Raw genomic sequence first — 17,724 nt, 5'->3', positions numbered from 1 at the left:
GAGGAAAGGGAAACTTTCAACCACCCCCAAATAAGAAGCGTGAGTAATCAGCACGCCTCTCAATGGGCAACAAGTAAAATGGTGGAAAATGCGACATCCCTCGTGAGGGGCGCCAAAGTAGGAATGCACGTAAGTTATTTCACATCTATCGCGTAAACCTCATGAGTCCCATCGTGAATTCGAAGATCCACTTGCACCGGATTACTGGACCTCAAAGCATTGAATGCTGCCCACGCCCCTGCCTGAAGGGTTGGTGAACTCAAATTGAAAGTGAACTCTTTGTCTGAGCGGTCTATTACGAAAATCTGCAAAATGCTATCCTTGCCATCGTCGAAAGCATACATCGCCCTGATACTTTTAACTTCCACTTTCTGATCATTAGGAACAATAAATTTCTTATCTTTGCTCATGGCAGCACCTCGAAAAGTAAAGAGCCCGAAAACGCAAGCCGACTCTACTTCCAGAAAGAAACCATCACAACTAGCATTTTTATCAGGTACTGGCACCCACGCTCGTAACAAAAAACATTAATACTGAGCAGGCAGAAGGTCACGGCAACAGTTCGCTCGCATTCGAAATGCCAGAATGAGAATGAAACATACCTCAAGGCTCATCATCGATCCGCCGCCCCGCCACCCGCCGCCCGCGGGTAATCAGCTCGGCAAACTGACGGGCATTCAGCGGATGGGCGAACAGCCAGCCCTGCCCGTAGTTGACCCCCTCGCTGTTGAGCAGCACCGCCTGGTCCTCGCACTCGATGCCTTCGGCGATTACCCGCAGGTGCAGGTCGTGGGCCATGCGGATGATGTGCGGCGCCACGCCGCTGCTGGCGGCGTCATGGCCCAGGGCATCGATGAACGACTTGTCGATCTTCAGGCAGTCCACCGGCAGGGTCTGCAGGTAGGCGAGGCTGCAATAGCCAGTACCGAAGTCATCGATCAGCACCTGGTGCCCGACGGCGCGCAGGGCCTGCAGGTTGTCCCGCGCCACCACCACATCGATCAGGCCACGCTCGGTCACCTCGAAAGCGATCTGGCTGGGAGCGACACGATGGTGCGCCAGCAACCGCGCCGCCACCCGGCCTATACGCGGCGCCATGACGTCGCAGGCCGCCAGGTTGACCGAGATATAGAGCTGGCGGTTGGCCCGCAGCAACTGCCCCAGCTGTTCGAGCACCCGTTGCAGGACGAAGTCGGTGATCTGTCGAATCTGGCCGGTGTTCTCCGCCAGGGGAATAAACAGCTCCGGGCTGGTCAGGCTGCCGTCCGGGCGGCGCCAGCGCACCAGGGCCTCGGCACCGACGCAGCGGCGGCTGTCCAGTTCGAAGATCGGCTGGTACAGCACCTGTAGCTCGCCACGGCGTAGCGCATGCTGAAGCTCAGAGCTCATCGAGCGGCGTTGCAGGATCAGTTGCAGCACCAACCAGCCGATACAACCGGCCAATACCAGGCTTCCAGGGAACAGCAACCAGAGCAGGCCATTGAGCTTCAACGGCAGGCTCGCCCTGGGCGCGATCAGCACCAACTGGTAGTCCGGAGATTTGGTGGACATGCGATAGACCAGGCGGTCGGGCAGCTCGATCAACGATTTGCCCTGCGCGGGCGGCCATTCGCTGGTCGGTGGCCAGGGTTGCGTCGGGCCCAGCACGGGGATGGCCCGGGTACCGCGATCCAGCACCACCAGCAGACTGCCACCGGGCGGCAGGTCGACGACGTCGGTGAGGTGGCCACGGGAGGTGGAGACGACGAAGCGGCCACGGCCCAGCATCAGGGCCGCGAGGTTCTCGTTGGGCTCGGTGGTGGTATTGAGCCAGTAGCTGTAGGTCGGCCCTTGGATATCCGGGCTGCGCAAGGGCTCGATGATCCGCTCCTCGCCGCGGTTGGAACAGGCCCGCGTACCCTCCACATAGGATGCTTCGTAGATGAACCGCGACTTCAGCGCCACCTGTTGCAGTTGCATCAGCATCAATGGATCGCAGCCGCGCAGTGGCTGCGCCTGAAGCTGGTCCACGGCCTCGCGCAACTGGCCGAACACCTGCTCCAGGCGCTCGAGAAAACGCTCGCCCTGGGCATTCATCTGCGCGCTTTCACTTTGTTTCATCTGCTGCAGGGCAACGTTGACGCTGATCGCGAGCAACAGCCCGGCGCTGGCCAACGCCGCGAGCGCGGCCAACAGCCAGGGGCGGTGGAAAATTTGACGCACCGTCGTAAAGAGGGCAAGCATGCGTGGCATCCAGTTGAATACCAAAGGTATAGCAACTGAATCAAAGCTTGGCGCAGCCGCTGGGCGTGTGAATTGGCCCGCTTGCGCGCCAAGCGTCCGAAAAGTTCGGGTCAGCGCTTGCGGTTAAGCACCTGCAACATCGCGGCGGTCTGCGCATCCGGCGTGCCATCGAATAGCCGCGGGCGGAAACGCATCTGGAAGGCCGCGATCACATGCCGGGTGGCCACGTCCAGCTCACCGGTCTGGTCGATGGCATAGCCAAACCGCGCCAGCTGCTGCTGGTACCAGCTGATGGTCGGCGGATTGACCTCGAAATAGGCCTGCTGCCGCGCTACCGAAGGCGCATCCGGCCAGACACCCAGGCCAGCCTCGGCCAGACGCTTCCAGGGGAACAACGGGCCCGGGTCGAGCTTGCGCAGCGGGGCGATGTCGCTATGACCGATGATGTGGCGCGGGTCGATGTTGTTGCGCTTGACGATGTCCTTGAGCAAGGCGATCAGCGCTTGCACCTGGGCTTCGCTGTAAGGGTGCCAGACGCGCCCGGTCGGCGTGTCCGTGTAGCCCTCGTTGACAATCTCGATGCCGATGGAGCTGGAGTTGAGCCAGGTGCGGCCCTGCCACTGGCTGTCCCCGGCGTGCCAGGCGCGGCGGTTCTCGTCCACCAGCTGGTAGACCGTGGCCGGGCCGTCGCCGATGAGGTAATGACTGCTGACCTCGCCATGGGTCAGCAGGGCGAGGGAACGCTCCAGCGACGCGTTGGTGTAATGCACGACGACGAACTGGATGCGGCTGTCCTGATTGGCCGAGGGGTGGCTGCGGTCGATACGCAGGCCACTGGAACAGCCTGCCAGGGCCAACAGGAGCAGGGCGGTGAAAAGTCTTTTCATTGCGGGGAGCACGTCATTGAGTAGGCGACAACAGCGCTACAGTATAACGTGCTCCTGTGGCGACGTTACGCTCAGCGTACGCACATCAGCAGAAATTCCAGCGAGTTGTCGCCGCTGGCGCCTTTCATGTCCACCAGCTGGGTCATCACGCTCAGGCGTTCGATCATTGGTTTGCCGATCACCTTGGCCTGGCCGTGCATCTGCCGGTCGTAGCTGCTGGCATCGATCGGCGACACCGAGCAGAAACCAGGGTCCTGATGCACGATGCGCGGATTGAGCTTCAGCTTGTACTGGGTGAAGTAGTTGGCCTGCGCCTCGCGCTCCACCTGGCTGATCCACTCCGGCCACTGGCGCAGTACCTTGCCGTCTGCCCCCACATGCGCGGTGAGCAGCATGTCCTTGGCCATGGCACTGGTCTGGAAGACCAGGCCGAGCACGGCCAGCATGAGCCATTTGGTTACATTCATCCTTCAACTCCTTTCACAATCGATCTGTTGGCGGTGCGCTGGAGAGTCAGCGCTGGCCAAAAGTGTCGATTGATCCAGGGGCTGCGGGGCGTTAACTATCTATGCCTGCTCGACACGGTTGCGGCCACCGTCCTTGGCCCGGTACAGCGCCTCGTCGGCCCGCTTGAGTACCTGGTCGCCACGCTCACCGGAGCGGAATGCGCTGAGGCCAATGGACGTGGTGATCACCACCCGCTCACCCTTGAAATGGAAGGGGCAGGCTTCGATGGCCGCACGTAACGCCTCCGCTACCTGGACCGCCGCCGGTGGCGAAGTCTGTGGCAGCAGCAGGACGAATTCCTCGCCACCAAAACGGGCGATGAAATCGCGCCCGCGCAAGCGCTTGCGCAGTTGATCGGCCACGATCTTCAGCACCTTGTCGCCCGCCAGGTGGCCATAGCCATCGTTGATGCGCTTGAAATGATCGAGATCGAGGATGGCCATGGCCAGGTGGCCGCCGTTTTCCTGCCAGTCGAGCACCTCGCGCTCGACCTGCTCGCTCCAGGCCGCCCGGTTGGGCAGGCCGGTGAGCGGATCGATCATGGCCTTCTGGCGTTGCTCCTCGAGATGCTCGCGATAGCCCAGGGCCTCCTGCTCCATGCTCGCCACGCGCTCGGCGAGGCCTTGCAGGCGGCTGGCCAGCTCATGCTCACGGCGATCACGCTCGTGCTGGTGATCATCCATGGTCACCAGCAGGCCTTCGAGGCGGTTCTCCAGGATATGCTTGAGGCTGTCGACATCGGCAGCACCCTGCACACTGCTCTGCAGGCCATCGACCTGCTCGCGCAGCTGGCTGTCGAGCTCTCGTGCGGCGGAGCTGTTGTCGGCATGGCCGGCGCTGGCTTCGTGCAAGTGGCTCTGGAAGGTTTCCAGGCGCTCGTTGAGCTGCTGCAGGTAAGCCTCGAACTCATGCTGGCCGCTGTCGGTGATCGCCAGCATGAGCACAGCCAGGTCATCCAGTACCGGGATCAGCTCGTACCAGTTCAGCCCCCGCGAAACCCGCTCGCGCATCTCCAGGGCCTGGGCCTTGTGGCGCTCGGGCAGGCTCAGGTCATCGAGCAAGCCGATCAGCGTCTGCTCGATATGGGCGGCAACCTGGCTGTAGGGCGGCTCGACCGCATCGGGCAGGGCATAAGGGCCATCATCGACGGGGGCCAGCTCCGCCGCTGTGTCCGGCTCATCCGTTGCGGCTTGCTCCGTCTCGATGACGGTCAAAGGCTCGGGTACGGGTTCGGCAACCGCGCCCACCGATGGCTCGGTTTCGGGGTGCGGATCAGCAACGACCAATGGCGTGGTTTCAACCAGCGCCGGGCCGGGTAATTCAATTTGCGCTTCAGGCAGCTCGACGGGCACCGTTTCATCCACTGCCGGTGCCGCCTCGGGCAAGGCTTGAGGCGCAGGTGCCAGGGCGTGCAGTTCGTCGGCATCCCTGGGCTGTGGCTCAGGTGCGATGACCGGGGTTGCAGCGGCTGGCTGCGGTGCGGGCGACGTCGCCTCGACGGCAACAGGTGCGGTCGCCAATTCCCCTTGGGGCTCGTCACGGCCACCGAACAGGCGCTGCAGAAACCCGGGGCGAGCCTCGTCATCGGGCTTTTGCACCGCATCCAGGGCGCGCCCCTGCAAACCACTGAGCTCGCCCAGCAAGGGCGGCAGCTCGCGGGACTGGCTGACGCCACCGTCGAGCTTCTTCGCCAGCTTTTTCAACGGACGTGCCACATCGCCCGGCAGCGGCAAGGTCTGCAACTGGGTAACCAGCGCGGTCAGCGCCTCGCTGACCTGGTTCATGCGGGTTTCGCGGCGCTGCTCGGAGTCGAGCACGGCTTTTTCCAGGCGCGGAATCAGCCCGGCGAGGCCGGCGTCCATGTTGTCGCTGCGGATGACCTCGCGCATTTCCTTCATGCACTGGTCGACGATCTTGTCGCTACCCTCCGCCGCCAGGGTGCTGCGCACCAGGCCACGACGCAGCAGATCGAGGCGGGCTTCCCAGCGCCGCTCGAGCTTTTCCTGCTGCTCGATGCTCTTGAGGTATTTTTCTTTCCAGCGCTCGGCTTCTTCGGTCATGCCTGGATCCGCAACGGGTAGTGGCATCTAGTCCTGCAATCACTGGATTTCGGCGGAAAAGCCCAACACTTGAGTGCAGGATTCGCCCAGGCAGGACTAACTCAGGACCGGCAGCGTATCCACAGTCAGGGCATCAGGCAATCGGATCTCGACGGCGACGGGCAGGTGATCGGAAATTGGCTGTGCCAGCACCTCGACGCGTTCCAGCGTAAGGCTCGGGCTGAGCAGGATGTGGTCAAGGCAGCGCTGGGGACGCCAGCTGGGAAAAGTGGCCTCGACCTGGGGCGCGACAAGCCCGAGATCACGCAAGGGCGAATGGTCGAGCAGGTCGTTGGCGTGGGTGTTCATATCCCCCATGAGGATCTGGTGACGATAGCCGCCGATCAGCTCGCGGATGTAGGCCAGCTGCCGGGCGCGCGTCTTGGAGCCGAGCGCCAGGTGCATCATCACCACGATCAGGGCGTCGGCACCTTCGCCGAAACGCACCAGGATCGCCCCTCGTCCGGACGGGCCAGGCAGGGGATGGTCTTCCAGGTGCTGGGGCTTCAGACGGCTGAGCACGCCGTTGCTGTGCTGGGCGAAACGCCCCAGGTTGCGGTTGAGCTGCTGGTACCAGTAGGGGAAGGCCCCCAGCTGGGCGAGGTGCTCCACCTGGTTGACAAAGCCGGAGCGCAGGCTGCCGCCGTCGGCTTCCTGCAAGGCCACCAGGTCGAAGTCGTTGAGCAGGTCACCGATCTTCTGCAGGTTGCCGGCCCGCCCGTTGTGCGGCAGCAGGTGTTGCCAGCTGCGGGTCACATAGTGGCGGTAGCGCTCGGTACTGATACCGACCTGGATATTGAAACTGAGCAGCCGCAGGCGACCATCGGCCGGCAGGCCGCTGGCCGGCAGGTGATGTTCGTTGACCTGCGGCTGGTGCAGGCCGACGCTTCGGGTTGAGCGAAAGCGGCCCATGGCATTCGCCGCTTACTTAGCGGCGCGCTCCTTGGCGATCAGCTGGTCGGCGACGTTCAGCACGCCTTCCGGACCACCGGCGGTACCCAGGTCGAAGCGGTACTTGCCGTTGACCACCAGGCTCGGTACGCCGGTGATTTCGTACTTCTTGGCCAGCTCTTTGGCCTGATTGACCTGGCCCTTGATGGCGAAGGAGTTGAAGGTGGCGAGGAACTTGTCCTTGTCCACGCCCTGGGTGGCCAGGAACTCGGCCATCTCCTCAGGTTTGGTCAGACGCATGCGCTTGTTCTGGATGGCATCGAACACCGCGTTGTGAACGTTGTGCTCAACACCCATGGCTTCAAGCGTCAGGAACATCTGGCCGTGGGCATCCCAGGGGCCACCGAACATGGCAGGGACGCGCTTGAAGTTGACGTCCTTGGGCAGCTTGTCGACCCAAGGGTTGATGGTCGGTTCGAAGTGGTAGCAGTGCGGGCAGCCATACCAGAACAGCTCGACGACCTCGATCTTGCCTGGCACCGACACCGGCACGGGGTTGCTCAGCTCGATATATTCCTTGCCGGCCACAGGCTCCGCAGCCTGTACGGCGGCCATACCGAATACGCTGGCGGCGACCAGCGCGGCGCTGAGAATCAGTTTACGCATGCTTTACTCCTGAGCAGTCTTTGGTCGCCTCGACGCGACCTGTGTAGGACAGGTCGGGAAGGGCTCGAGTTCTGTAGTGTAACGGCTACGGACAGAAAAAAGGGCAGCGTGGGCTGCCCTTTTCATCTTTAGCGCTGAAGCATTAACCGAGTGTTAACGCGTAATTCAGTGCAGGCCCTGGATGTAGCTGGACAGTGCTTCGATGTCCTTGTTGCTGAGCTTGCCGGCGATGGTGCGCATGGTCATTGCGTCGCCGTCGTTGGTGCGGTTGCCTTCGCGGAAGTCGGTCAGCTGCTTGCTGACGTACTGCGCGTGCTGGCCACTGAGGTGCGGGAACTTCGCCAGGGCGATGCCTGCACCATTGGGGGAGTGGCAACCGGTGCAGGCCGGCATGCCTTTCTCCAGGTTGCCGCCGTTGAACAAGGCACGACCACGCTCGACGAGCTTCGGATCGGCGGCACCCACGCTGCCTTTCTGGCTGGCGAAGTAAGCGGCGATGTCGGCCAGGTCCTGGTCGTTGAAACTGGCCAGCATGCCGGTCATCTCAAGCACGGTACGCTTGCCGTCCTTGATGTCGTGCAGCTGCTTGTTCAGGTAGGGCTCACCTTGGCCGGCGAGTTTCGGGAAGTTCGGTGCCAGGCTGTTGCCGTCCGGGTTGTGACAGGCCCCACAGACAGCTGTCTTGGCCTGACCGGCGGCGGCATCGCCTTTGATGGGTCCCGCAGCAGTTGCCGCACCTGCGACCCCCATGGTCAACAGCAGACTCACGACTAGTTTGTTCATCAGCTAATCCAACACGGCTAAGGGTGAAATGTTATGTATCGGGACTGCCGCTCATCCAAAGGATGACCAAACGGTAGTCCTCGGCACTGCAGTCCATGCACAATCCACGCGGCGGCATAGCCTTGAAACCCTGTGTAACATGCACCACCAGTTGCGCCATGCCTTGCGCCAGCCTTGGCTCCCAGGCCGCCCGGTCACCGCTTCTGGGTGCCTGGGGCAGTTGTCCGGCGTGACAGGCCGCGCACGTGCGGTTGTACAACGCCTCGGGATCCTGTGTAGCCTGTGCGCTGAAAAACGGCAGGAACATACCGACAGCAAGCAGCCATTTCGCCATGCGAAACGACCTGACAGGGTTGGGGGCCGCGCTGCGTTCTGTTGCGCGAGCTATTGTTCGACACCCCATGCTCAATTGCCTTCGCTGGGCGAATGAGCACACAAAAACTGGGGCATTATATACTTCCGCCAGCCAAACGGAAACGACACCGCTTGCCAGGCCTGGTCCTACGCCTCCAGCGCTGGGCAACACCCACATCGGAAATCCCATGCAAGTCAAGAACCCCATCCTCGGCCTCTGCCAGAAAGCCAAATTCGCCCTCAGCGCCGCCAAGGTCGAACAATGCCCCGAAGACCAGGGTTACGAGGTGGCTTTCGCCGGCCGTTCCAACGCCGGTAAATCCAGTGCCCTCAACACCCTGACCCACGCCAGCCTGGCGCGTACCTCGAAGACCCCCGGCCGCACCCAGCTGCTGAATTTCTTCAGTCTGGACGATGAACGGCGTTTGGTCGACCTGCCGGGCTACGGTTATGCAAAAGTGCCGATTCCGCTCAAGCAGCACTGGCAGAAACACCTGGAAGCCTACCTGGGCAGCCGCGAATGCCTGCGCGGGATCATCCTGATGATGGACACCCGCCATCCGATGACCGACTTCGACAAGATGATGCTCGACTGGGCCAAGGCCAGCGGCATGCCGATGCACATCCTGCTGACCAAGGCCGACAAGCTGACCCACGGCGCGGGCAAGAACACCTTGCTCAAGGTGCAGTCGGAGATTCGCAAGGGCTGGGGCGACACCGCGACCATCCAGCTGTTCTCGGCGCCCAAGCGCCTGGGCCTGGAAGAGGCCTATCGCGTGCTGGCGGACTGGATGGAGCTGGAAGACAAGCCGGTGGCCTGACTTCGCGGCCTGCCGGGGCACGTTCCCACGGGTTCCGGCAGACATGACGCCGAATTCCGGGCAAAAAAAACCCCGGACTTCGTATGGGGAGGGGGAAGTTCGGGGTCCAAGTCCGGACCGCTAGGGCGGGGTCCAGATATCTGCCAACACTTAACACAACATAGGAGCATCGAAAGGCTTCACCAGCCATTCAGTACCTCTGAGTGGCGGTTCACCGGTTTAGTTCCGAGCCCCTGGAAACTATTTGCGATAGTTTCATGAAACTCTCGATCTAAGGCCCGAGGCCTGCACCGGATCCGCGACACTACGCCGCAGATCCTACACAGCTTTCACGCGGCGTTTAGTGAGCTTCGTCCCAATTCGAGCCAACGCCCGCTTCCACCAGCAACGGCACATCCAGTTGCGCCGCGCCGCTCATGTGGACGCGAATCTCGGCTTTCACCTGTTCGACCAGGTCTTCGCGCACCTCGAGCACCAGTTCGTCGTGCACCTGCAGGATCACCCGCGCATCCAGCCCGCTCTCGGTCAGCCAGTTGTCCACCGCCACCATGGCGCGCTTGATGATGTCCGCCGCGGTGCCCTGCATCGGCGCGTTGATCGCGGTGCGCTCGGCACCTTTGCGCAAGGCCGGGTTCTTGGCGTTGATGTCCGGCAGGTACAGGCGACGCCCGAACAGGGTTTCGACGAAGCCCTTTTCAGCGGCCTGGGCGCGGGTGCGCTCCATATAGGCCAGCACGCCTGGGTAACGGGCGAAATAGCGGTCGATGTAGTCCTGCGACTGCTTGCGATCGACGCCGATCTGCTTGGCCAGGCCGAAAGCGCTCATGCCATAGATCAGGCCGAAGTTGATCGCCTTGGCGCTGCGGCGCTGGTCGGTGGTGACCTCTTCGAGGGCGACACCGAACACTTCCGCGGCGGTGGCGCGGTGCACGTCCAAGTCGTTGCGGAAGGCGTGCAGCAGCCCTTCGTCCTTGGCCAGGTGGGCCATGATGCGCAGCTCGATCTGCGAATAGTCCGCCGCCAGCAATTTGTAGCCGGGGCTGGCGACGAAAGCCTGGCGAATGCGCCGGCCCTCGGCGGTGCGGATCGGGATGTTCTGCAGGTTCGGGTCGCTGGACGACAGGCGACCGGTGGCAGCCACAGCCTGCTGATACGAGGTATGGATGCGTCCGGTACGCGGGTTGATCTGCCCCGGCAGCTTGTCGGTGTAGGTGCTCTTGAGCTTGCTCAGGCTGCGGTACTGCATCAGCACCTTGGGCAGCGGGTAGCCTTGCTCGGCCAGGTCATCCAGGACCGCCTCGGCGGTGGACGGCTGGCCCTTGGCGGTCTTGCTCAGCACCGGCATGCCCAGCTTGTCGTAGAGGATCGCGCCGAGCTGCTTGGGCGAGCCCAGGTTGAATTCCTCGCCGGCCAGCGCATACGCCTCACGCTCCAGCTCGACCAGCTTCGCCCCCAGCTCGCCGCTCTGCACGCCGAGCAGCCTGGCGTCGACCAGCGCGCCCTGGCGCTCGATCTTCGCCAGCACCGGCACCAGCGGCATCTCGATATCCATCAGCACCGGCAGCACGCTGGGGGTCTGGGCCAGCCGTGCCTGCAGCGCATGGTGCAGACGCAAGGTGATGTCGGCATCCTCGGCGGCGTAGGGGCCGGCCTTGTCCAATGGGATCTGGTTGAAGGTCAGCTGCTTGGCGCCCTTGCCGGCGATGTCCTCGAAGCCGATGGTGGTGTGGTCCAGGTACTTCTGCGCCAGGCTGTCCATGTCGTGACGGGTGGCCGTGGAGTCGAGCACATAGGACTCGAGCATGGTGTCGTAGGCCACGCCGCGCATATGGATGGCCGGGCTGCCGTTGGCCAGGATGTTGATGTCGTACTTGGCGTTCTGGCCGATCTTGCCCTTGGCCGGGTCCTCCAGCAGCGGCTTGAGCGCCAGCAGCACGCGCTCGCGGTCCAGCTGGGCCGGAGCGCCTTCGTAGTCGTGGGTCAGGGGCACATAGGCGGCTTCATGGGGCTCGACGGCGAACGACAGGCCGACGATCTGCGCCTGCTGGGCGTCCAGGCCAGTGGTTTCCGTATCGAAGGCGAACAGCGGCGCCTGACGCAGCTTTTCCAGCCAGGCATCGAAGCGAGCCTGGTCGAGGATGGTTTCGTACTTCGGCTCGACCTTCTCGGCCACAGGAGCCTCGGCGGCAGCGGCGCCATCACTGGCCTGGGGCACGCTGCGCTGGACTTCGGCGACCCAGCTCTTGAACTCCATCTCGGCGTACAGCGCCAGCAGCGCTTCACGGTCCGGCTCGCCGCAGACCAGGGCGTCCACCTCGACGTCCAGCTCGACATCGCACTTGATGGTGGCCAGCTCGTAGGAGAGGAAGGCCGCATCGCGGTGCTCCTCGAGCTTGGCGGCGAGGGTCTTGGCGCCTCGAATGGCCAGGCCCGGCACCTTGTCCAAGTTCTGGTACACATCGCTCAGGCCACCACCGATACCGGTCAACAAGCCGACCGCGGTCTTTTCGCCAACGCCCGGCACGCCGGGAATGTTGTCGACCTTATCGCCCATCAGGGCGAGAAAATCGATGATGTGTTCAGGACCCACACCGAACTTCTCGTGCACGCCAGCGACGTCGAGCACGCTACCGGTCATGGTATTGACGAGGGTAACGTGGCCGTCCACCAGCTGGGCCATGTCCTTGTCGCCGGTCGAGATGATCACCGGGCGGCCGGCGGCGGCGCTGCTGCGCGCCAGGGTGCCGATCACGTCGTCGGCCTCCACGCCTTCGACGCACAGCAGCGGGTAGCCCAGGGCGCGGACGCTGGCGTGTAGCGGTTCGACCTGCACCCGCAGGTCGTCGGGCATGCTCGGGCGGTTGGCCTTGTACTCGGCGAACATGGCGTCACGGAAGGTCCCGCCCTTGGCATCGAAGACCACTGCGAACAGGCTGTCCGGGTACTGCTTGCGCAGGCTCTTGAGCATGTTCAGTACGCCCTTGACCGCGCCGGTAGGCATGCCTTTGGAGGTGGTCAGCGGCGGCAGCGCGTGAAAGGCGCGGTAGAGGTAGGACGAACCGTCCACCAGGACGAGGGGCGCTTGGCTCATGAGGAGAATCAACCTTTTCGACGGGTCCGGCGCTAGAATAGCCGGATCAATGACGACAAAAGGACTAGGTTATCATGCGCACACTCAATCGCCTGTTACTGCTCGGTCTGCTGGCCACCATGCCAGTCGTCACCCAGGCGGCGGACGAAGCCCCATCGGCCGATCCCGATGTAACCATTCGCACGGAAGGCGATAAAACCATCCAGGAGTACCGTCAGAACGGTTTCCTGTATGCGATCAAGGTCACGCCGAAGAACGGCAAGCCTTATTTCCTGGTACGCGCCGATGGCTCCGAAGGCAATTTCATTCGTTCCGACCAGCCGGACATGCTGATTCCGTCCTGGAAGATCTTCGAGTGGTAAGCTAGTAACGCGTATCGTTCTTATCAACCAGGCACTTCCGGCGGAAGTGCCCGCATGGGCAATTCTTCAACATGTCAGTCTTCACCCCTGTGTCCCGGCCTGAGCTGGAAACCTTTCTGGCGCCATACGAGCTGGGCCGCCTGCTCGACTTCCAGGGCATCGCCGCCGGTACCGAGAACAGCAATTTCTTCGTCAGCCTGGAAAAAGGGGAGTTCGTCCTCACACTGATCGAGCGTGGGCCGGCTGAAGACATGCCGTTCTTCATCGAACTGCTCGACGTGCTGCACGATGCCGACATGCCCGTGCCCTATGCCCTGCGCGACCGCGAAGGGCATGGCCTGCGCGAACTGTGCGGCAAGCCTGCGCTGCTGCAACCGCGACTGTCGGGCAAGCACATCAAGCTGCCGAACAACCAGCACTGCGCCCAGGTCGGCGAGCTGCTGGCGCACATTCACCTGGCCACCCGCGAGCGCATCATCGAGCGCCGCACCGACCGGGGCCTGGACTGGATGCTGGAATCGGGCGCCGAACTGCTGCCGAGCCTGAACCAGGCGCAAACCGGGCTGCTGCAACCGGCGCTGGCGGAAATCACCGCGCACAAGGCGCAGATCCTCGCCCTGCCCAAGGCCAACCTGCACGCCGACCTGTTCCGTGACAACGTGATGTTCGAAGGCACTCACCTGACCGGGCTGATCGACTTCTACAACGCCTGCTCCGGGCCGATGCTGTATGACATCGCCATCACCGTGAACGACTGGTGCCTGGACGAGCAGGGTGGTATCGACCTGCCGCGCGCCCAGGCATTGCTGGGTGCCTACGCGGCACTGCGACCGTTCACCGCCGCTGAAGCGGAGCTGTGGCCGGTGATGCTGCGGGTGGCGTGCGTGCGCTTCTGGCTATCGCGCCTGATCGCGGCGCAGGCGTTCGCCGGGATGGACGTGATGATCCATGACCCGAGCGAGTTCGAGGTGCGTCTGGCGCAACGCCAGCAGGTGGCGCTGAAGCTGCCGTTCGCGCTCTAAAGGGCGATAACGCCGCGATCACCCGCGAAGCGGGTGCCACACAGCGTGGCGCCCGTTTCGCGGCTGAAGCCGCTCCTACAGCTGTTCCAGACAGCCGACCAGATCGCCACCGAGCTTCTCCAGCAAGCGCTCATAGCCCTTGCCATCCACCTTGTCGGTGCCACCCAGCGCATCCAACTCGGCCAACCGCACCGGCAACCCGGCCGTCAGGGTCTCGGCCAGGCGCGGCCTCAGCGGCGGCTCGCTGAACACGCAGGTCTTGCCCACCGCCTGCAAGCGCTTGCGCATGGCGGCGACGTGCTGCGCGCCCGACTGCACCTCGGACGCCACGCTGAACACGCCAGTGTGCTTCAGGCCATAGGCGGCCTCGAAGTAGTCGAACGCCTCGTGAAACACGAAGTAAGGCTTACCGGCAATCCCCGCCACACGCTGCTTGATGCGCGCATCCAGGGCATCCAGGCGCTCGACAAACTGCTTGAGGTTGGCCTGGTAGCGCGGGGCATTGGCCGGGTCGGCCGCTGCCAGGTCACCGGCCATCTTCGTCGCGATCACCCGGGCATTCAGCGACGACAGCCACAGGTGTGCATCGAGGCTGCCCGGACGGTGGTCGTGGTCATGATCGTCGTGGTCTTCCTCGTCATGGGAGTGGCTGTCCTCGCCGAAATGACGCAACTGCATGCCCGACAGCGACTGCACGGCCACTGTCGGCTTGGCGCGGCTCTTCAGCACGCGGGGCAGGAAACCTTCCATGTCCGGGCCGATCCAGTACAGCAGGTCGGCATCGGCGACCTTGCGCACGTCGGAGGGGCGCAGCGCATAGTTGTGCGGGGAGGCGCCCGGCGGCAGCAGCACATCGGGGCTGCCGACACCGTCCTGAACGGCGGCGGCGATCTGTTGCAGGGGCTTGATGCTGGTCAGCACGCGCACGTCGGCGTGCGCCGAAAAAGCGATGAAAGCGACAAAGAGGGCAAGGATTCGGGACACGGTGGATACTCGGGTCGTCAGAAACAGGTAACATAATAACGTCTCCATCCTGAACCGTCGCTGCCCATGTCCATCACGCCGCTGGCCCACCGTCCCCACGATCACTCCCATTGCGTCCACAGTGCGCTGGCCGAGGCCGACGCGCTGTGCAACCGTCAGGGCCTGCGCCTGACCGCCCTGCGCCGCCGCGTGCTGGAGCTGGTGTGGCAGAGCCACAAGCCGCTGGGTGCCTACGATATCCTCGCCGTGCTCAGCGAGCAGGACGGCCGCCGCGCCGCGCCACCGACCGTCTATCGCGCCCTCGACTTCCTTCTGGAAAACGGCCTGGTGCACCGCATCGCCTCGCTCAATGCCTTTATCGGCTGCAGCCATCCCGAGCACGCGCACCAAGGGCAGTTCCTGATCTGCCGCGAATGTCACGTGGCCATCGAACTGGAGCAGAACAGCATCAGCGACGCCATCGTCAGCAGCGCCAATGCCGTGGGTTTCGCGGTCGAGACGCAAACTGTCGAAGTGGTCGGCCTGTGCGGCAACTGCCGGGGCAAGGCATGAGCGATGCCCTGATCCGCCTCGAGCAGGTCGGTGTCAGCTTCGCTGGCGAAGCGGTGCTCGACAGCATCGACCTGGCGGTGGCGCCGGGGCAGATCGTTACCCTGATCGGTCCCAACGGCGCCGGCAAGACCACCCTGGTGCGCGCCGTGCTGGGCCTGCTCAAGCCGCATCGCGGCAAGGTGTGGCGCAAGCCCAGGCTGCGCATCGGCTACATGCCGCAAAAGATCCAGGTGGACGCCACATTGCCCTTGTCGGTGCTGCGCTTCCTGCGCCTGGTGCCCGGTGTAGACCGTGCGGCAGCCTTGGCGGCGCTGCAGGAAGTCGGCGCCGAGCAGGTGATCGACAGCCCGATCCAGACCATCTCCGGCGGCGAGATGCAGCGTGTGCTGCTCGCCCGCGCGCTGCTGCGCGAGCCCGAGCTGCTGGTACTCGACGAACCGGTGCAGGGGGTCGACGTGGTTGGCCAGACCGAGCTGTACAACCTGATCACCCGCCTGCGCGACCGCCACGGCTGCGGCGTGCTGATGGTTTCCCACGACCTGCACCTGGTCATGAGCGCCACCGACCAGGTGGTCTGCCTCAACCGCCACGTGTGCTGCTCGGGCCACCCGGAACAGGTCAGCAACGACCCGGCCTTCGTCGAGCTGTTCGGCCAGAACGCCCCGAGCCTGGCCGTCTATCACCACCATCACGATCACAGCCACGACCTGCACGGGTCGGTGATCGCCCCCGGCGCCCATGTTCACGGAGAGCACTGCAAGCATGGCTGATTTTCTTCTCTACGCCCTGCTTGCCGGTGTATCGCTGGCGCTGGTCGCCGGCCCCCTGGGCTCGTTCGTGGTGTGGCGGCGCATGGCCTATTTCGGCGACACCCTGTCCCATGCCGCGCTGCTCGGCGTGGCCCTGGGCTTCGCCCTGGATGTCAGCCCGGCGCTGGCGGTGACCGTCGGCTGCCTGCTGCTGGCGATCCTGCTGGTGACCCTTCAGCAGCGCCAGCCGCTGGCCTCGGACACCCTGCTCGGCATCCTCGCCCCCAGCACGCTGTCACTGGGGCTGGTGGTGCTGAGCTTCATGCACGATGTGCGCATCGACCTGATGGCCTACCTGTTCGGCGACCTGCTGGCGATCAGCCCTACCGACCTTGCCTGGATCCTCGGCGGCAGCGCCTTGGTGCTGGTGCTGCTGGCGATGTTCTGGCGACCATTGCTGGCGGTGACCGTGCACGAGGAACTGGCGATGGTCGAAGGCTTGCCGGTGACCGGCCTGCGCCTGGCACTGATGCTGCTGATCGCCGTGGTGATCGCGGTGGCGATGAAGATCGTCGGTGTGCTGCTGATCACCTCGCTGCTGATCATCCCGGCCGCCGCGGCACAGCGTCACGCCCGCTCACCAGAGCAGATGGCCGTGGGCGCCAGTCTGCTGGGGGTTGCCGCGGTCTGCGGGGGCCTGGCGCTGTCCTGGTTCAAGGACACCCCGGCCGGGCCTTCGATCGTGGTCTGTGCGGCAGTGCTATTCTTGCTGAGCCTGGCGTTGCCGAAACGCTGAATTTTCAGGGTGCGCACAGGCGCATCCTGCAACCTTTTCGCAGGTTTCGAGTCTGAGAAGACCTGTTTTCGAGCGTGCGCACCTGGGTGTAGACTTGCTCGCTTTTTGCGCAAATAGAGAGTCGCAGGAATGAAGCCGTTCGCCTCACGTTATCTGCTTGTTGCCGCGTTTTCCCTGTTCCTGGCTGCCTGCTCCAGCAAGCCGGCCGAACAGCCGGTGGCGCCTGCCCAGCCCGATGCCTGGCAGCAGCTCGAGCAAAGCATCGCCAGCAACGAGCTGGCCACCGCCGAGGATCAACTGGCCGCCTTGCAGGCCCAGGCGCCGGATGATGCCCGCCTCGAACCGCATCAGCGCCAGCTGGCCGAGGCCTACCTGCGCCGTAGCCAGATCGTCCTGCAGAAGGGCGATGTGAATGCCGCTGCCACGGCATTGGCCCGCGCCCGCGCGCTGATGCCGCAAGCACCGGCCCTGACCGGCGGCGATGCCGTGGCCCAGGCACGCAAGGCCGAACTGGAAAAGGCCGAAGCGGCGCTCAAGGCTGCCGAGTCCAAGCCCAAGGCCCGGGTGATCGACCCGACCGCGCCGACCACCGTCGTGGCGCTGAAAACCACCGATAGCCGTGCAATGCGTCGCCAACTGGACGATATCGCGGCGGACGTGGTGAGTTATCAGTGCGAGGTGGTGTTCCAGGTGCCGCGCACCGAGGATGCGCCTTGGCTCAAGACCCTGCTGGAGAAGCGGGTGCGCAAGCTCGACAGTGGCTTCGAGCTGAAGCAGAAGCATGAGATCCAGCGTTCATTGCCGGCGCAGGTGGTGTTGATTCCCCATCAGCAATAAACCTGTCAGGGCCTCATCGCCGGCAAGCCGGCACCCACAGGGACCGCCTACAATCTGTGGGAGCCGGCTTGTCGTGGCGACGAACCGTGGCGATGGGCTG

18 protein-coding genes are annotated in these 17,724 nt (G+C 63.7%); 7 read left to right on the top strand and 11 right to left on the bottom strand.

Features of this window, described 5'->3' with window-relative positions; genetic code table 11:
* Positions 1 to 134: 134 nt before the first annotated feature.
* From AAHK21_RS14070 to AAHK21_RS14030, 9 genes are all read right to left on the bottom strand, one after another.
* Entirely contained in the window at positions 135 to 410 is a 276-nt protein-coding gene (locus tag AAHK21_RS14070; protein ID WP_367857546.1) for a hypothetical protein, read from the bottom strand.
* A gap of 193 nt (positions 411 to 603) precedes the next feature.
* Positions 604 to 2,232: an EAL domain-containing protein gene (locus AAHK21_RS14065; RefSeq protein WP_367857545.1), complete on the bottom strand. Its 1,629-nt coding sequence runs from the start codon at positions 2,230 to 2,232 to the stop codon at positions 604 to 606.
* 101 nt (positions 2,233 to 2,333) lie between these two features.
* Complete coding sequence (locus AAHK21_RS14060) at positions 2,334 to 3,122, bottom strand: N-acetylmuramoyl-L-alanine amidase (protein ID WP_367857544.1); 789 nt, start codon at positions 3,120 to 3,122, stop codon at positions 2,334 to 2,336.
* A gap of 59 nt (positions 3,123 to 3,181) precedes the next feature.
* Positions 3,182 to 3,577 carry a hypothetical protein gene (locus tag AAHK21_RS14055; protein WP_367857543.1) on the bottom strand — a complete coding sequence of 132 codons (396 nt, stop codon included), beginning with the start codon at positions 3,575 to 3,577 and terminating at the stop codon, positions 3,182 to 3,184.
* 99 nt (positions 3,578 to 3,676) lie between these two features.
* A complete protein-coding gene (locus tag AAHK21_RS14050; RefSeq protein WP_367857542.1) occupies positions 3,677 to 5,677 on the bottom strand; it encodes a diguanylate cyclase in 2,001 nt (666 codons plus the stop codon).
* Positions 5,678 to 5,773: 96 nt separating this feature from the next.
* Complete coding sequence (locus AAHK21_RS14045; RefSeq protein ID WP_367857541.1) at positions 5,774 to 6,628, bottom strand: endonuclease/exonuclease/phosphatase family protein; 855 nt, start codon at positions 6,626 to 6,628, stop codon at positions 5,774 to 5,776.
* 12 nt (positions 6,629 to 6,640) lie between these two features.
* Positions 6,641 to 7,273 (bottom strand): thiol:disulfide interchange protein DsbA, encoded by a 633-nt coding sequence (dsbA, locus tag AAHK21_RS14040; protein ID WP_110696977.1) that lies wholly within the window; start codon positions 7,271 to 7,273, stop codon positions 6,641 to 6,643.
* Between the two features lie 165 nt (positions 7,274 to 7,438).
* Entirely contained in the window at positions 7,439 to 8,056 is a 618-nt protein-coding gene (locus AAHK21_RS14035) for a cytochrome c (RefSeq protein WP_046853621.1), read from the bottom strand.
* Between the two features lie 31 nt (positions 8,057 to 8,087).
* Positions 8,088 to 8,390, bottom strand: a complete 303-nt coding sequence (locus AAHK21_RS14030) for a cytochrome c5 family protein (protein ID WP_031314666.1) — start codon at positions 8,388 to 8,390, stop codon at positions 8,088 to 8,090.
* Positions 8,391 to 8,598: 208 nt separating this feature from the next.
* Between AAHK21_RS14030 and yihA the strand changes: the two genes are divergently transcribed.
* Complete coding sequence (yihA, locus tag AAHK21_RS14025) at positions 8,599 to 9,231, top strand: ribosome biogenesis GTP-binding protein YihA/YsxC (RefSeq protein ID WP_046853620.1); 633 nt, start codon at positions 8,599 to 8,601, stop codon at positions 9,229 to 9,231.
* A 340-nt stretch (positions 9,232 to 9,571) separates the two neighbouring features.
* Here the strand turns inward: yihA and polA are convergent, their stop codons facing one another.
* Positions 9,572 to 12,322 carry a DNA polymerase I gene (polA, locus tag AAHK21_RS14020; protein WP_046853619.1) on the bottom strand — a complete coding sequence of 917 codons (2,751 nt, stop codon included), beginning with the start codon at positions 12,320 to 12,322 and terminating at the stop codon, positions 9,572 to 9,574.
* Between the two features lie 74 nt (positions 12,323 to 12,396).
* Between polA and AAHK21_RS14015 the strand changes: the two genes are divergently transcribed.
* Together AAHK21_RS14015 and AAHK21_RS14010 are read left to right on the top strand one after the other, a co-directional pair.
* Positions 12,397 to 12,684 (top strand): DUF2782 domain-containing protein, encoded by a 288-nt coding sequence (locus AAHK21_RS14015; protein WP_046853618.1) that lies wholly within the window; start codon positions 12,397 to 12,399, stop codon positions 12,682 to 12,684.
* A gap of 71 nt (positions 12,685 to 12,755) precedes the next feature.
* Positions 12,756 to 13,706, top strand: coding sequence for a homoserine kinase (locus AAHK21_RS14010; protein WP_367857540.1), 951 nt, complete (start codon positions 12,756 to 12,758; stop codon positions 13,704 to 13,706).
* A gap of 75 nt (positions 13,707 to 13,781) precedes the next feature.
* Here AAHK21_RS14010 and AAHK21_RS14005 read toward each other — a convergent pair whose 3' ends face one another.
* Positions 13,782 to 14,738, bottom strand: coding sequence for a zinc ABC transporter substrate-binding protein (locus AAHK21_RS14005; RefSeq protein ID WP_367857539.1), 957 nt, complete (start codon positions 14,736 to 14,738; stop codon positions 13,782 to 13,784).
* Positions 14,739 to 14,756: 18 nt separating this feature from the next.
* On the opposite strand from AAHK21_RS14005, the gene zur reads away from it, so the two are divergent.
* The 4 genes from zur (at position 14,757) to AAHK21_RS13985 (ending at position 17,624) form a co-directional block, all read left to right on the top strand.
* Positions 14,757 to 15,242: a zinc uptake transcriptional repressor Zur gene (gene zur / locus AAHK21_RS14000; RefSeq protein ID WP_046853615.1), complete on the top strand. Its 486-nt coding sequence runs from the start codon at positions 14,757 to 14,759 to the stop codon at positions 15,240 to 15,242.
* Entirely contained in the window at positions 15,239 to 16,012 is a 774-nt protein-coding gene (gene znuC / locus AAHK21_RS13995) for a zinc ABC transporter ATP-binding protein ZnuC (protein ID WP_367857538.1), read from the top strand. Before zur ends, znuC begins: the two co-directional genes overlap by 4 nt.
* Positions 16,005 to 16,787, top strand: a complete 783-nt coding sequence (znuB, locus tag AAHK21_RS13990) for a zinc ABC transporter permease subunit ZnuB (protein WP_046853614.1) — start codon at positions 16,005 to 16,007, stop codon at positions 16,785 to 16,787. The genes znuC and znuB overlap by 8 nt, the downstream gene beginning before the upstream one ends.
* A gap of 129 nt (positions 16,788 to 16,916) precedes the next feature.
* Complete coding sequence (locus AAHK21_RS13985) at positions 16,917 to 17,624, top strand: PA5502 family lipoprotein (protein WP_046853613.1); 708 nt, start codon at positions 16,917 to 16,919, stop codon at positions 17,622 to 17,624.
* Positions 17,625 to 17,724 lie beyond the last annotated feature (100 nt).

It is taken from the genome of Pseudomonas sp. TE50-2, assembly GCF_040813665.1.
Classification (GTDB): Bacteria; Pseudomonadota; Gammaproteobacteria; order Pseudomonadales; family Pseudomonadaceae; genus Aquipseudomonas; species Aquipseudomonas soli.
Note: the sequence above shows the minus strand (reverse complement) of the source record. Positions and strands in the feature narration are given on the sequence as shown.

What these genes read in the sequence shown, in the direction of transcription:
- AAHK21_RS14070 (WP_367857546.1), bottom strand. Translation starts at nt 410, where the DNA reads ATGAGCAAAGATAAGAAATTTATTGTTCCTAATGATCAGAAAGTGGAA.
- AAHK21_RS14065 (WP_367857545.1), bottom strand. Translation starts at nt 2,232, where the DNA reads ATGCCACGCATGCTTGCCCTCTTTACGACGGTGCGTCAAATTTTCCAC.
- AAHK21_RS14055 (WP_367857543.1), bottom strand. Translation starts at nt 3,577, where the DNA reads ATGAATGTAACCAAATGGCTCATGCTGGCCGTGCTCGGCCTGGTCTTC.
- AAHK21_RS14050 (WP_367857542.1), bottom strand. Translation starts at nt 5,677, where the DNA reads ATGACCGAAGAAGCCGAGCGCTGGAAAGAAAAATACCTCAAGAGCATC.
- AAHK21_RS14045 (WP_367857541.1), bottom strand. Translation starts at nt 6,628, where the DNA reads ATGGGCCGCTTTCGCTCAACCCGAAGCGTCGGCCTGCACCAGCCGCAG.
- dsbA (WP_110696977.1), bottom strand. Translation starts at nt 7,273, where the DNA reads ATGCGTAAACTGATTCTCAGCGCCGCGCTGGTCGCCGCCAGCGTATTC.
- AAHK21_RS14035 (WP_046853621.1), bottom strand. Translation starts at nt 8,056, where the DNA reads ATGAACAAACTAGTCGTGAGTCTGCTGTTGACCATGGGGGTCGCAGGT.
- AAHK21_RS14030 (WP_031314666.1), bottom strand. Translation starts at nt 8,390, where the DNA reads ATGGCGAAATGGCTGCTTGCTGTCGGTATGTTCCTGCCGTTTTTCAGC.
- yihA (WP_046853620.1), top strand. Translation starts at nt 8,599, where the DNA reads ATGCAAGTCAAGAACCCCATCCTCGGCCTCTGCCAGAAAGCCAAATTC.
- polA (WP_046853619.1), bottom strand. Translation starts at nt 12,322, where the DNA reads ATGAGCCAAGCGCCCCTCGTCCTGGTGGACGGTTCGTCCTACCTCTAC.
- AAHK21_RS14015 (WP_046853618.1), top strand. Translation starts at nt 12,397, where the DNA reads ATGCGCACACTCAATCGCCTGTTACTGCTCGGTCTGCTGGCCACCATG.
- AAHK21_RS14010 (WP_367857540.1), top strand. Translation starts at nt 12,756, where the DNA reads ATGTCAGTCTTCACCCCTGTGTCCCGGCCTGAGCTGGAAACCTTTCTG.
- AAHK21_RS14005 (WP_367857539.1), bottom strand. Translation starts at nt 14,738, where the DNA reads ATGGAGACGTTATTATGTTACCTGTTTCTGACGACCCGAGTATCCACC.
- zur (WP_046853615.1), top strand. Translation starts at nt 14,757, where the DNA reads ATGTCCATCACGCCGCTGGCCCACCGTCCCCACGATCACTCCCATTGC.
- znuC (WP_367857538.1), top strand. Translation starts at nt 15,239, where the DNA reads ATGAGCGATGCCCTGATCCGCCTCGAGCAGGTCGGTGTCAGCTTCGCT.
- znuB (WP_046853614.1), top strand. Translation starts at nt 16,005, where the DNA reads ATGGCTGATTTTCTTCTCTACGCCCTGCTTGCCGGTGTATCGCTGGCG.
- AAHK21_RS13985 (WP_046853613.1), top strand. Translation starts at nt 16,917, where the DNA reads ATGAAGCCGTTCGCCTCACGTTATCTGCTTGTTGCCGCGTTTTCCCTG.